The following is a 13,842-nucleotide window of genomic DNA, read 5'->3' on the forward strand; positions in this document are numbered from 1 at the left end:
GCCGGGGACCCTGAGGCTTTTCTCACGGTACGGGGTCGGAAACCCGCGGGATCTGGTTAGCAGCAGGCGCACCAGCTTACTGAAATTTCAGCGTTGAAATTGAAAAGGATCTTGAAGAAAAAAGGGCATCGTTACTGTATCGGTAAAGGTAGCCTGAGACCGGCTGTTTTCTAGGGCAAATGCACAGGTGAACAGCAGTTCACCGGGTTCACCTGTTCACTAAGCTGGGAGTTCTCGCGCTAACAAGATCCGGCGGGTTTCCGACCCCGTACCCACCGTAGACCCCCAGGGTCCCAGGCGATGTCGGTGCCCCGGTCGATGCATCTCATCTGTTCGTTGTTGGCAGACGGCACCTCCCTAGGGTCCTGGAGTTCTGCGACCCAGCGTTCGAATTCTGCATTAGTCGATACCAAGCCAGTATTGCTTTCGCTGGCGGTGCTATCACCTATGGGGTGTGGGGCCTCGAAAAAACGTGTTACAGGTGTTGCGGGTGTGACAGTTGATACTAACTAATTGAATTTATTGTATTTTGTTGGTGTTACACACCGTTCATCTTTCACGTGCATTGGGTGTTACAAGCCAAATAGGTGTTACAGCAGCGTTTACAAATTTGGGTAAATCGTAGGCCGCAACCGGGCCAGCAACGGACATACGCCAACGCCTACTTTCGGTCAAAAGGGCCTCTCAATTCGGTGAACAGCTCAGTGAGAGTTGTATTGCAGGGCCAGTGCGAACGGGCTCGTCACGTGATCATTTTCTGAGGCCGCTGTACTGACGCGACTATGGCAAAATTGCCCGACCAAAAAAGGAACTACAGATGACTCAAGACGCAAAGGAAGCCCTACACCTCATCAATTTGATTCTGGCGATTTCACCTATTGCCTGTATCTTGCTAATTTTTGCCTGCGCCAGCGGGATTTCAACGGATAAACACGCCACCTTCTATAACTTTGCCTATCACCTAGATCCGCGCCGAGGGCTCGCCTCTCAATGGCCGTTGCGCTTTTGGCTGATCACGATCCTCGTGTATTTCCTGGCTGCGGGTTATTTGTGTTGGGTGCCGTACACGTTGTCGTTTACACCGGAAGGATTCGATACATTCATCGATATCAGCAAGTTTCCTCTCGCATTGCTTTCGTTGACGATTCCCGTCGGCGTTTTCATCAGCAGGTTGCACAGTACCCAGCAGACGGCGGCGCAGATAGAGGCGACCGACATGAAGAACCGACTGGATGCCTTTCATGCACAGCGTAAAGGAATAGTTGAGTACATTGCATCGCTTGGGACGATCGAACTGGCGCATCAAGTGTCGCTGAAGATCCAGATAAACCAAGCATTCCATTCTGTGGTTTTTTGTAACTCAACCCACGAAACAGGTGCGCTGGAAGCAGATGAGCGGGTGATGAGGCAGGTTATGTGGCAGGTAGAGTCGATACTGGATGACTTGGCGCGGCTCATACCAACCTTCGAGCCTTTGAAAGACCGTACCTCCAGGAAGCCCAGGTCAAATGCAAGCGGAACCTATCTTGACCTGGTGAAATCGGTAAACGACCTATGCGCAAAACTGAGCGTTACCGACTATGTAATAGATCCGCAGAACAAACGAACGACGTTCAAGGCAATACTTCCGGGAGGGAAACGAGAGCAGCATGTCCGATTGGCAGGTAACTACCATGAGCTGATCGCTATTCTGAACTACTGCATCACGATCAGTTACTATGCAATGGTTTCTGAAAATCGTAGCTGGAGAGGTCTGGAGTGTCGACTACAGATGGAGCGGCTCAAGCAGGAACTGTACAAGCTGGGGCTTGAGACGTTGCATTACGACGATTCTATCAAGTTGTATTCGACCGAGACGATCATTTATCCCAAGCCGATACCCGAAGCGGTCAGCGAACCTTCGTAATTTGGCTCTGCCCTCAAGGCCGTGATACGGGTGTAAGAAGCCTCGTCACAGGAAAAGCCCGCTCTTGTGCAAGCTCCGCCAATGGCCGCTACCGGCCAAAAGCGGCCTCTTGTGTGTGTCTGCAATGTTAGGGAGGACTCATTCTGTCTGCCGGTAGCAAGGCCGTGGAGTTCAACGCCGCTTCATATAGCGCGGTGCCAAATCTGCTTGATACGGCAAGCAGGATCAAAAAATGGCACTGCTTTTCGCTATTTAGCGGCGTTGTGTCAACATAGATCTTTGTGCCGCTGGCCTTTTGAACCTGCCAAGTGCCCGGCTCTATTTGCGATATGGATTCACCCATGAAACTGTTCAAGGACGTCTCGATGCGTATTGCCCCTTCCCTGTTTACGTTTGCCCTCGTCGCCAGCCTGCTCAATGGCTGTGCCTCGCCCTCGACACCACATAATAGTTATCTGAGCACCGGGCAAAGCGTGGTGTCCGACCGAGCGGATATGGACTTCAAAGATGGCAACGTCTATTTCAAAGCACTGGACAACAAGTCTTCAGCCGATCAGTTCAGCGAAAGTCTGAACGCCTGTGTTCAATTTCAGGTCGCCGGTTACCAGCAGAATGGTCAAGGTGTGCAAGTCCTACGCTCACTGGGCTACTCCGAAGCGAAAATCATCAATGACGGCAATCGTCTATGCATGGAAAGCAAAGGCTGGGCGCTCTACAAAGTTATTAACAGCCAAGTACAACGCGTTAACCAAAGGGAGGCGAGTTATGCCTCCATGTCCGAACCAGAGCTTAAAAGCGCCCGCGACCTTATCACCAGCCAACGTGCGTGGTACCTCAAATATGCGCCCCATGTTCTTGCTGTCGGTGATTTGGTGCAGTAATCAAGCCAAACGGTATGTCTTACTGACAATTTGAGCGCGAATCTGGAAGAATCGCCTTTGGTTTCCTGGACGCGCCACTCTGGGTCGACGTTGGTCATAGTGACAATTGACTCATAGAGAAAAAGTTCAGGTCGGATTCACCATTAATCGTCGATTAATCATCAGTGTACAGCTGATTTTAAGGCACTCATGGTCGCGGATAAATCGGCGACTGGTGCTCTGCGTGATTCGCTCTCGCGCTATTCGAAAGATCAATCGCAATCGGCTTTCTAGATACTATGACCGGCCGCTTAGGGTCGACTGTAGCCCTTCACGACAGGCAGAAATCGGCCAAAGGCAGACCTTCAGATGAGCCTAGGATCAGGAGTGATTAATATGATTGCTCCGATTTAAAAAGGCCTTGCGGGGCCTTTTTAATTAAGCAGTAGCGACTGTCTCGCGCCGTCGGTTCGCAGCAGCTATAACCAGACACGAATCAGTTTGCGGGCCTTTGTAAAATGGCTAATCATTGGCGCCAGTTTCTATCAGTCCACTTTTTCATCAATTTTTAGCCGAATGATCAGAGGTGACAGCGTGGCTGACGACACTGCAGAAAAACCAGAAGGACTTTCGCTCCCCTTACCACCCTACGCAGGTATGGTCGAGAATATTGGCGAGCCCTACCGCTTCATGAACGTCGAAGGCTTTTCGGGAGTAGCTTTAGAATCAGTTCAGGAAGGCGAGCCAGTTAAAATCTACACTGCACTCGCTCTGACCTCAGATGAGCCGATATTCCACAAGATTGGGGATAACCTTCAGAGAACAATCAACCACATGGCCAACCAGGCAGGTACGGCCGTCAACCTTCAGAAAGCGAGCGTAACGCTGCTAGTGATGCACCCAGATAACACCGCAGAGCTTTGGTTGGATACCGCAGCCGTATCAATGTTGATAATGGTCAAGCGCGACCTCAAAGCTGGCACTGTTGTTTTTGAGCATGACATAGCGGACATCATTGGCATGAGCTTTCCACGTGTGGACATTGGTTCGAAAGACAAGGTGCTTTGTATCTTCAGGGAGGGTTGGAGGTTCGGAATGGCATTTGACTTTAATCATGGGGAAAATTTAGACGTCAAAGCATTCGAACGGATACTGGGCACCCTTGTACGGGATCTGCGTTACCGGCACTTGTACGATGCTCTCGGAAACGCAGTGCTTTTCGCTCGACTGATATCTATAGGGTGGTTCCCATTCGTGGAGATCATTCAAGAAGTCAAAGACCTCTTGGAGCACTTGGAAGCAGACTTTGATATTGCGGAACTGGAGCAAAAAATTCTAAACAGCTTCGACGAACCTCGAATGCAGACGCTGCTCAATCGATGGGCTGCAAAACCGCACCTTGCAACCAGGATGGCTTTGCTTCAGGCCGCCGTTGGTGCATTTAACAGAAAAGAGCCAGTTGCCGTCATCAAGATATTGCTGACCGAGATTGAAGGTGCTCTTAACGATGCTCACCGTGCAGCGAACGGAGGTAAGGGTGCGAAACTCAAAGGGTTGCTGAAGTTTGCAATGGATTCAGCCGAAGGGAAAACCGGCGGCACACAAACACTGATGTTTTCTAAAGCCTTCGCTGACTATCTTGCCCAGCAAACTTTCGCCAACTTTGACCCGGAGTCCAACACCGGGACGGCAAGCTCAAGACATGCCGTAGGACACGGTGCGGCACCTCAAGATACCTATACAATGACCCGAGCCCTTCAGGTAATACTTACTCTCGATCAGCTTGCTTTCTATACCTGATGTAGGGGGGCACATTCTGCTGGATTGGGAGCATTCTACATGTTCGCTCTGGGCCACACGGACGCTCAAACCAAGGGTGGGTCAAAGTCTATTGTTGCCTATTATAGTTATATGCAATTTTACTAAAGATAATTATGTTATTTTTGAGGGCGCAGGATGGTTTCTATCGATAAGTATCACGGGATGAGATGGGTTTCGTCATCTTCGGAGGTTCTAGAGTTTGATGGCGTTATTTCTCCTGAGTTATATTTAAAGTTTGCCAAGCGTGACTTCAGAGAAGACGATGGTTTACGTAGCTTGGCAAATGCTGTGTCTAACGCTAAAAGATCTTTGCATCTACAATCCGAACTATTGTCGGATGCTCTCGGAATTAAGTTAATCATGCCGCGGGGGCAGATTTCCTTTCCTAAAAGAATTGGTTTTCTTAGAGATTGCGGTGTGGTAGGTGGGGCGATACTAAATAAGCTTAATAGCATTAGAAATACCGTTGAGCATGATTACATAGTGCCTGATGCGGTTGTTGTACAGGACTTCATTGATGTAGTTGAGCTATTTGTCGCTGCGTCGGAAAGACTAGTAAGAAGCTTTCCGTCTATGGCAGATGTTCAATATGAATGCTGTTTGGATGATGCGCCAGTGGTGGGCACAGTTATATTTCCTCCCGGCGAAGGAAAAATATACTTGTACTCTCACCAAACCAACAAAGTGATAAGGGAAGAACTTCGAACCATGGATGTTGATGAATGGCAAAAAAAACACTCGATCAAAATTTCGCCGCAGAACCATGAATATTATGGTTGGGTTAAGTGGCTGATTGGAGCGCACATCTGATTGAATATCATCGGCTTTACTCGCGTGCCATTTTCTGCCAGAAACTTGATTTTTCCCTTGCTTCTGAAGCATGTTGCGGTGTAAAAGATCCTGATCTTTATCATGATATTAATTTAACCTTTACTGTCCTGATAAAGGAAGGCCTAGGATCAGTTTTGTGTAAGAAGGAGTGAAGGTTGAAGCATATCGAAGCAATCGAACGCTCGCTCCGAGAAAGTGTTCCTTCCAATCTCATTGCGAGAAAAATTTTTCTAAGCTACCCGACTGCAGTGTTTCTAAATGGTGAGGATTTAGAGTTCGAAATTCTTAACAAGGTTAAAATATTTTTCGACATACCGTTCTCGTCCATAAAAATTGTCGGCTCGTCTAAGACCCAGAAAAGTTTACATAAAGAGAATACCTTTACACCACAAGTCTCTGATCTCGATGTGGCGATCATCGACCCCTCACTATTTCTTAAATACGTTGAGATATCTTACAAAGCAACCAATGGATATTCTGACCTGACCAAGTTCAGAAGAATAGGTGGGAGGGCCGTATATAATGATTTCTTTAAATATATAACGAAAGGAATTTTTCGGCCTGACCTAATGCCTCGATGTAATGAAGCAACCAGTTGGAAGCAATTTTTTGCTCGCATTAGCGTGGATCACAATAATATTTTCAAGTCTATAAATGCAGGAATCTATGCTTCTGAGTACATCTTCGAAGCGAAACACTCCCAGCTAATTGAAAATTATAAGATATCAAAAGGAATTTAAAATGATCGAATACAGAATACGGTCGATTTCCTTGCTGACGCTAGTTAATGAAGTGAAAGCAAAGCGATTAATACCTGATGCGTATTTCCAACGCAATCTCGTGTGGCGAGAAGTGCATAAAAAAGACTTCATAAAAACAATTTTACTCGGGTTACCTTTCCCGCAGATTTTTATTTCCAAAGGGAAGGTCGATGTTGATAACATGCAAGCTATAGCATGTATTGTTGACGGTCAACAACGTACCAATGCAATAATAGAATACATCGACGGTGTCTTCGATGTAGAAGGAGTATGTTATCAAGATCTCGCAAATGAAGAGAAGTCTGAATTTTTAAAGTATGATATTGCTGTTATTGAGCTTGATCTCGAAAATGACAATCCGAAGATTATCGAGATATTTCAACGAATAAATAGAACGTCAAACTCACTGACCACCATTGAGAAGGCAGCGACCCAGTATGCCTCTTCAGAGTACATGTGCGTGGCGAAACTGATGACTGATGAACTTTATTTCCCAGAATCAGCAGAGTCAGAACTGCATATTGATCCGAACGTGCCGGACGAATTCATAGAGTGGGCAAAAACACAGAAAGTTTTAAAAATTCAGAAACTAATGTTAGATAAGGGAATTTTTACTCCTAGGGAGCTTTCTAGAAAAGTTCACTTGATGCATGTCCTTAATATAATGTCTACGGTGCTTATTGGATATTTCAATCGGAATGAAAAAACCAATGACATGCTCGATGATTACTCGTTAGAATTTGATGAAAAAGATTCGATTGTAAAGTCGATGAATAAAGCTGCGGAGGTAATCCTGAGCATCAAGTGGGGTGGGAAATCTTACTGGCTTAATAAGGCAAATATTTTTACACTAATGGTCAGCCTCTGCAATGCAATCGACACCGGAATGAAAATATCCTCTACAAAACTACTAGGCAATTTAAGATCTTTTGAGGAAGAGCTTCCCGAAGATTACAAGCTTGCTGCGACGGAAGCGGTTAACAGTACTAGAGCCAGAATTCTAAGAGCAAATTATCTTGATGTAGTAATATCCGACTCAATAGTTTGACCCGAAAAGAATTCATTTCTTGAATTTGCGAGCGTAGAGAGATGGTAGTTTTATTACCAGCTCTCTTCTGAAATGCTAGCTATTCGAAGCTCATCTGACTGGCTGCTTTTGGCCGGAAGCGGCCCGCCGAATTTGAATACAACGGAAGCCTTCGCAAGCTTCCGCTTATCTTCATCACCGTTTTTTCAGCTTATGCTCGATCAGTCCCATTTCTGCCTTGATCGCTGTGATGGTGAGCTTCTGTATCGCTGTGCTTTTTCCGAATCTAGTATCCACGATCTTGAGTAGGGCGGTCAGGTGGGCTTTTCTCGCTTGAAGCATTTCGAATGTGGATGAGCTGTTTTGTGTCGTTGCGTTCATGGCTTCGATCCTTGGGGTTAATTAAACAGCCCGCGAAAGCAGGCTGTTTCAGGGAGTCGGCAGTTACATCGAGAGCAGATCGCGTGTGCGATGCTGGCGGCCACGGTCTGCCAATTCGCCCCACCTCCAACTGCCGAAGTTTTCACCCTGCTCTGGGATGTCGAGCTTCATTAAGGACACCGGGTCGCGGCCTATCAGCCGAGCAGCGGCGTACAGCTTGCCTCCTACATCCAGCAGCGTTTGGGCGGCTTCATTCCATGCTTCCTCCAGTGCGTTGTGGGCCAGCCGCAAGGCTGTTTCTTCAATTTTTTGGTGTTCTACCTGAGCCTCGCTGATGTGTCGGTCTACGATGGCCAGCTCTTGCTCCAAGGCGGTGATGATCAGGAGCTGGCGGCGATGTTGTTCACTCGCGGTAGTGAGGTTTTTCGCGGCTTTCTGAGCGTCGGTGCTAGCTGCTTTTTCGCCGTCGACGTCGCCCCACGCCACGGCCTGTGCGTAAGCAGTAGCCGCCTCAGTCTCGGCCTGCCGTGCGCTGGTAATCTCTTCCTGTGCTTGCTGGCGAATTTCCTCCAGGCGAGTGCTCAGGCTTTGCCGTTTATCGTTAAGCTCCAGCTCATCCGCCATCCAGTTAGCCATGTCGGTAATGTAGCCTTCCATCAAGCTTTCTCGGTTGGCCAGCTTCTCCAGGCGGTCCAGCGTTTGGTCGAGTCGGAAGATCTGATGATCGATCGAGTCGATCTTGATTTGGCGACTGCTGATTTCATGCCTGACGTCGCTCTCTCGGCCGTTGTTAATGACCTCCTCGCTGTGAAGCGCTGACTCAAAAGGTGGTATTTCCTTTTTGAGCGCCTCCATTTCGATGACTTTAGTGGCGCGTGCGTCTTTCAGTTGTTCAATTCGGTTCATGGGTTTTGTCCTGTGTCATTGGGTTGGGTTCGGAGTGGCTGGCGAGGCCCGCTTGAGCCGGCTTTACCTCAGTCAGTAGGCTCAGCGTCAGGCGGCCTGAGTCTCGCTTTCATCCGTTCCCGGCACGGTCTTCACCACGTAGCAACGCTGAGTGCCCAGGCCGGGCAAGCGGACGGCGCAGGAGGCTTTGCCATCCGGCCCCGGCTCAAGGACACCACGGCGTATCAGCTCCTTGTTCACGGCATTGATGTTCATGCCCTTGAACACTTCCGAGCGCCAAGACTCAGGCAACACGTAATAGGTGTTGGTGGTGTGCAACGCATCACCCAGGCCGTGTTCCAGCGTCTTGCGAAAACCCAACCGGTCAATGGTGCGTGGACCGTGCTCATCGATCTTCGCGGCGGCCGACTCCCAGCGGGTGAAACGGCTTTCACCGAAGCGCTCGATGACCTGACGCAACCGCGCCAAGATCGCGTCCCCTTCCAAGTTGCCAGCACCGCCGCGCTCATTCATCCAAGCACTCAGACAGACCCGAGCTGCAGTGGTGGCGGCGCCATCGGGCCAACCGGTAATCCCCATCGCGGTGGCCAGTTCGCCGGCTGCTGCGGCCAGACCGAAACGAGCCGCAGCACGATGCGCCTGACCGCTGGCCGAGGCAGGCAGCGCCTTGGCGATGAACCCCTCCAAGGTGTGACGCAGGATCGCCGACCAAGCATGTCGCTTGCCGGGCTCACAGAGGGCCGACAGGAAGGCGGTGAGCGGTGTGCCGTAGTACTTGGCCACCCGTGCCTTGAGTGCATCGGAGAGGGCGGCGGCGTCATCAAAGCCGTTCAGCACATCGAACATGCCCAGGCCTTTGCTGGCATCCGCTGGCACGGCGAGCATCCGCACTTCCATGCCGGCTTTCAGCTCCTTGTTGGCTTCAGCCATGTGCTGCGCCAACGTCTTCTCGCCGGTCGAGAGAAACAGCAAGCGCCACTCCTGCACCTGTCGGCCCGCTTGTCCTCGATCATTGGCACGAGCCTTCCCGGTGCCGTTGCCGAGCATGTACACCGTTTCACCAATGATGCGCGGGTCGCACATGCCGATTTCATCCAGCACCAGGAGCCCGTCTGAATGCGCGGCGGCGATGGACTCCAGTGCGTTATCCGTCGAGCGCCAGGAACGCACCAGACGCGGTCCGCCGTAGATCGAGGCAGCCACTTGCAGGTGGGTGGTTTTGCCGCCCGAGCTGTCACCGTAGAGGTGAAAGCCGCCCGACTCATGGCCGAGCATGTGCAGCAGCGGACCGGCAAACGCCACGCTGGCCACAAATGCCAAGCGGTGATTGCCGATGCACAAGGCGCCGATCTGCTCTTGCCACTGCTCCAGAGTGCCGGCTTCGCTGATGGGTGGAAGCTGCGCACCGGCCTCATAGAAATGCAGGTGTTCGGTGTGCGAACCGACCTGTTGTTCGGGCAGCAGGAAGGCGCTGTCGTGCCAACCTAAACGGGTAACCAGTCGTGCCCGCTGGGCGCTGTCAAAACCGCCGAGATAACTTTGCAGGTCGTTGCGCGCATTGCGCCCGGAACGACTGCCGGCCAGTCGCAGGCCCATGTCCACCAATGGGCCGAGCACGTCCTTGCCGAAGTCGCCGGTCATGGTCCGCGCCGGGATGTTCCAGCGCTTTTTTGCCCCGTCGGGATCGTCGAACTCAACCAGCAAACCCCAGTTATGACCCTGCGCATCTCGGGTACGAGCCAGGATCTCCAGTGGCGAACACACGGGGCGCGCTTCGCCATCGTCACCGGAATAAAACACGCCTTCCGGCGTGAGGCGAAAGCCACCGGGCAGCAGATCGTTTTTGGGTTTCGCTGGCCGTTTAGTTGTTGGCTTGGCCTTGGCTTCGGGTGGTTCGGCCGATGCTTTCACAGGCTCAACACCGAACAATTCGCCGCTGTGTTCCAGCTCGGCGAAGTGCGCCGCCGTCCAGCCTTTGGCTTGGGCATCGGCCGCGTCGTCGCCGTCTTCCCATTGGCCACCCTTGGCGAACGTCGGTTGGTCATTCTTGAACGTGGGCTTGCGTTTGAAGACATCCAGAGCGATCACGCGCACCGACGCGGCGCCGATCTGATGCAGTTGTTCGGCGACGGTATCCATGCAGCTTTTGCCACTGGCGTCGTTGTCGGGCCACAACACCACGGACCGACCTTTGAGTGGTGTCAGGTCAGCTTTGTGCCAGGAGTTCGAGCCGTTCGGCCAGCACGTGGCCACGTAGCCGGGCAGCAGCTTCGCCGCGGCATCGGCGGCCTTTTCGCCTTCGCACAGAATGACCGGAGCCTCCTCGCGTTGCGCCAGTTCATCCAGGCGCAGCAGAGGGCGCGGCTCCGGCAGACCCTGCCAGCGCCATTGCTGCGTTTGACCGTCGGCCCGTTGGCACCAGGTCAACGGGGCAAACACCTTGCGCGGTTTGCCGTCTTCATCCGGGCCCAAGTCGAAGCGATAGAGGGCCATGACTGGCTGGCCTTGAGCGTCGCGATAAATCCAAACCTTGGACGGCGTACCGTGTTGCCGGTGTTTGGCCGGGCACTTGCTCATGGCCTCGGCCGGGATCGGCTGAATGGCCAGCCATTCCGGTGTTTTGCTTTTGCTAGGGCTTGGTTTCGATTCAGCCGCCCCAGCGGTAACGCGCAGCAGATCCGCCAGCTTGTTGCAGGCTTCGACGTCGGTGCCGCCGTCGAGATAGCGCACCAGGTCGATCAGGTCGCCACCTTTGTCGCCGGTGGCAAAATCCGCCCAGGTGCCTTTGGCCAAACTGACCTTGAGGGAGCCGGCACGTTTGTCGGTGCGAGTCGGATTAGGAGCGGTGTATTCCTTGCCACTGTCGACGCGTTTACCGTTGGGCAGCCAGTGAGCAAGCACGCGATCAATGTTCTGCAGCGCAACGGCTTTGACTTGGGCGAACGTGGGGCGACGGGCATTGGAGGTAGAGGCCTTCATACGCCACCGCCTTGGGCCAATTGCAACCCGCTGGTAACGTCATCAATGATGGCTTTGGCCATCTCGCTCAAATAGTGCGAAGCCCAGACCATCGCGTCGTTGTCATTCTCCATGCCGCTCAGGAAGGTCAGCTTGTTTACACAGTCCATGAGTAGAGAGGCTTGTTCGAGCGCTTCTTCGCAGGAAATGCCGGCATTGATACGGAACAGTGGTTGGTTTTGAGCGTTGCACCTGGCAAAGGTGGCGCCGCCCACCGTATTGATCAACATAGAAGGGCTCATTGGGCGCCTCCACTGATGGGTGGCCGAGTGGAGTTGTCGGCGTGCACGGCGAGGGTGCGGATCAGTCCCAACGTCCCTCGAACATCCCACAGCGCCGCCGCGATGACATGGTTGGCCAGACGTGGGCCGTCGCACTCGAATTGATCCTCAAGAAGCAAGAGCACGGAGTTGGCTCGATCCACGGCACAGGTGATGGCGTCAATCGGCACACCGGCTTCGGCGCCTTTGTGGACGCAAAGCAGATCCTCGGGTAGGGAGAAGCTCAGGGCTTGGTTCATTGGGCACCGCCTGCGGCTTCGAGCGCGCGGGCTTTGGCCATATGGGCGTTGTATCGGGTGAGACGTGTAGCGAGGCTGGAGTTGGCGTGTAAAGCGGCGAGAGCCATTGCACGATGGGCGGTGGCGCGAATTTTGGACGGATTGAGGGCGTACATCTGGCGAAACTCCTATTGTTGAGGAGCTGCCACGAATCGCCGCTAAACGAAATAAGGTGGCAGCTGTGCGCGGGTTAGCGGACCGGGACAATAGGAACCCGGCAGACCCGAAGGTCTCCCACGCACAGCCACCATAAAACAGACTGGCAGGCACAAAAAAAGCGCCTGCAATCGTAATGGGGGCGCCTGTGCGCCTATTGTTGATCGGGCCGCTAAACCCGGTCGCTGAATTTGCAGCGACGGCCAAAGAGTAACGTCCTGTTTTGCAAAGTGCAACCGTGCGGAGATCTTGCGCATTTCTTTGATGCGGCATAAATTGTGCGGGCATGTAGATTTACCTCAACGCCTCCGGATCGCTCCCGGGGGCGTTTTCGTTAGTGCTGGGTAGTGACGGGGCGGGCGAGGGTGAGCCATTGCAAGTGGTTGCCTTGGCCGGCGCGTTGCCGCATCTGCTGTAGCGCTTCGGAATTGCGCAGCAGGTTGGGAATCAACTGGCGAGCGTCGTGAATCACCACGTCTGCTGGGGGCTGAATCGCTAACAACGTCCACTCCAGGTCATGCCACAGCACGATTAGCACCTGAGCGCCGGCCGAGATCGCTTGATCGCGGAGGGTCAGCAAGCGCTGGCGACCTTTGATCTCTGCGGTAGAAGGCAGAGACGCTTCAAGTACACCGACAAGATCCAATGCTTGGTGGGGAAGAAAGGTCGGAGTCATGCCGCCTCCTGCATGTTGGTGAACAGGGGGGGCGGTGTTTCGCCTTTGAGCCAAGCCAGGATTTTGCTGTCCTCGACGCACCGTCGGCGGTGTTCTACCGCGAGCAGTTCGCGCTGCTGTGCCAGACATTCGTCCACATAGCTGGTCAGATCCGAGGTCAACTTCATTTCACGGTGAAGTCGTTCGCTTGCAGTTTTTCCTCGGCAAGATCCTGCTCAGTGATGCGTTGCCACACCGCCGGATCGTTCGCGTAGCCGGCCGACTGATCGACCAGCCAGTAAGTGACCCAGTCGGTCAAATCCAGCGATTTCAGCGCGGCGCGACGACCTTGTTTCATCGCGAAATGACCCGAACCGTGGATGCTGGAAAACTCCCTGCGTACCGCGTTTTTGCGGATCAGTTCAGGTAATTCCCATGGATTGAGTTTGAGCGGAAGGACCAAGCTATCAGGGTTGAAAAAGAAGGCTTCTTGTTCCTCCCCGTTCCAGCTCACACCGGCGATGGTGCGGTGCCGCCAGTTGATGGCATCCGGTCGATAGAGACGGAATCCGATGCTGTAGGAATCAAGAAAAGGCCCTTTGAATGGACTGTAGTTGCGCTTCATGCGGCCACCTGATCACGTGCCTCAATGCGGCTGCGTGCCCATGCTTGGACTTCGGACAGAACCCACGCTACAGGCGCGCCGCGTGCCGTGCTATTGGTGAGTTTTACGGCTTGTGGAAAACCGCTCTCAGGCTGGTTCATCAGTTTGTAAACGGTAGCGCGACCAATACCAGTGATTGCCATGACCTGTTTCACGCGAATCAGCGTGGAGGCGGCATCAAATAGCTCAAGTAACGTGTAAGGACTTGCAGGAGCCTTATGAGAAAGCTCTGCCATCGTGGTATTGCTGTTTACTTCTTGGAGAGGGGAGTTCATAGCTGTGCCTATACGGAAAGAG

The 13,842-nt window shown here is 52.6% G+C and carries 13 protein-coding genes and 1 pseudogene; 6 read left to right on the plus strand and 8 right to left on the minus strand.

The genetic code is table 11. The annotated features are described in order from the left end of the window. Positions 1–817: 817 nt before the first annotated feature. From K5R88_RS22015 to K5R88_RS22040, 6 genes are all read left to right on the plus strand, one after another. Positions 818–1,906 carry a hypothetical protein gene (locus tag K5R88_RS22015; protein WP_149631111.1) on the plus strand — a complete coding sequence of 363 codons (1,089 nt, stop codon included), beginning with the start codon at positions 818–820 and terminating at the stop codon, positions 1,904–1,906. Between the two features lie 341 nt (positions 1,907–2,247). Beyond that, on the plus strand, positions 2,248–2,787 hold the full coding sequence (locus K5R88_RS22020; RefSeq protein WP_226298347.1) for a hypothetical protein: 540 nt from the start codon (positions 2,248–2,250) through the stop codon (positions 2,785–2,787). 573 nt (positions 2,788–3,360) lie between these two features. Further along, entirely contained in the window at positions 3,361–4,566 is a 1,206-nt protein-coding gene (locus K5R88_RS22025; RefSeq protein ID WP_226298348.1) for a hypothetical protein, read from the plus strand. 156 nt (positions 4,567–4,722) lie between these two features. Beyond that, a complete protein-coding gene (locus K5R88_RS22030; RefSeq protein ID WP_226298349.1) occupies positions 4,723–5,397 on the plus strand; it encodes a hypothetical protein in 675 nt (224 codons plus the stop codon). 176 nt (positions 5,398–5,573) lie between these two features. Beyond that, the gene (locus K5R88_RS22035; RefSeq protein WP_226298350.1) at positions 5,574–6,158 is read left to right on the plus strand and encodes a hypothetical protein; all 585 of its coding nucleotides are present in this window, start codon (positions 5,574–5,576) and stop codon (positions 6,156–6,158) included. 1 nt (position 6,159) lies between these two features. Continuing rightward, entirely contained in the window at positions 6,160–7,227 is a 1,068-nt protein-coding gene (locus tag K5R88_RS22040) for a DUF262 domain-containing protein (protein WP_226298351.1), read from the plus strand. 174 nt (positions 7,228–7,401) lie between these two features. On the opposite strand, the gene K5R88_RS22045 is transcribed toward K5R88_RS22040, so the two are convergent. The 8 genes and pseudogenes from K5R88_RS22045 to K5R88_RS22080 form a co-directional block, all read right to left on the minus strand. Beyond that, positions 7,402–7,587 carry a hypothetical protein gene (locus K5R88_RS22045; protein ID WP_149631116.1) on the minus strand — a complete coding sequence of 62 codons (186 nt, stop codon included), beginning with the start codon at positions 7,585–7,587 and terminating at the stop codon, positions 7,402–7,404. 63 nt (positions 7,588–7,650) lie between these two features. Then, positions 7,651–8,493, minus strand: coding sequence for a chromosome segregation protein SMC (locus K5R88_RS22050; protein ID WP_226298352.1), 843 nt, complete (start codon positions 8,491–8,493; stop codon positions 7,651–7,653). A gap of 87 nt (positions 8,494–8,580) precedes the next feature. Next, complete coding sequence (locus K5R88_RS22055) at positions 8,581–11,472, minus strand: DUF927 domain-containing protein (protein WP_226298353.1); 2,892 nt, start codon at positions 11,470–11,472, stop codon at positions 8,581–8,583. Further along, the gene (locus tag K5R88_RS22060; RefSeq protein WP_149631119.1) at positions 11,469–11,753 is read right to left on the minus strand and encodes a DUF3077 domain-containing protein; all 285 of its coding nucleotides are present in this window, start codon (positions 11,751–11,753) and stop codon (positions 11,469–11,471) included. Before K5R88_RS22060 ends, K5R88_RS22055 begins: the two co-directional genes overlap by 4 nt. Continuing rightward, positions 11,750–12,031 carry a hypothetical protein gene (locus K5R88_RS22065; protein WP_149631120.1) on the minus strand — a complete coding sequence of 94 codons (282 nt, stop codon included), beginning with the start codon at positions 12,029–12,031 and terminating at the stop codon, positions 11,750–11,752. The genes K5R88_RS22060 and K5R88_RS22065 overlap by 4 nt, the downstream gene beginning before the upstream one ends. Before the next feature lie 529 nt (positions 12,032–12,560). Then, the gene (locus K5R88_RS22070) at positions 12,561–12,902 is read right to left on the minus strand and encodes a hypothetical protein (RefSeq protein WP_149631121.1); all 342 of its coding nucleotides are present in this window, start codon (positions 12,900–12,902) and stop codon (positions 12,561–12,563) included. Next, positions 12,899–13,506: pseudogene (locus K5R88_RS22075) on the minus strand (hypothetical protein). Before K5R88_RS22075 ends, K5R88_RS22070 begins: the two are co-directional and overlap by 4 nt. Further along, positions 13,503–13,820: a helix-turn-helix transcriptional regulator gene (locus K5R88_RS22080; RefSeq protein ID WP_414883333.1), complete on the minus strand. Its 318-nt coding sequence runs from the start codon at positions 13,818–13,820 to the stop codon at positions 13,503–13,505. The pseudogene K5R88_RS22075 and the gene K5R88_RS22080 overlap by 4 nt, the downstream one beginning before the upstream one ends. Positions 13,821–13,842: the final 22 nt, after the last annotated feature.

The sequence above is a fragment of the Pseudomonas sp. MM213 genome, assembly GCF_020423045.1.
Classification (GTDB): Bacteria; Pseudomonadota; Gammaproteobacteria; order Pseudomonadales; family Pseudomonadaceae; genus Aquipseudomonas; species Aquipseudomonas migulae.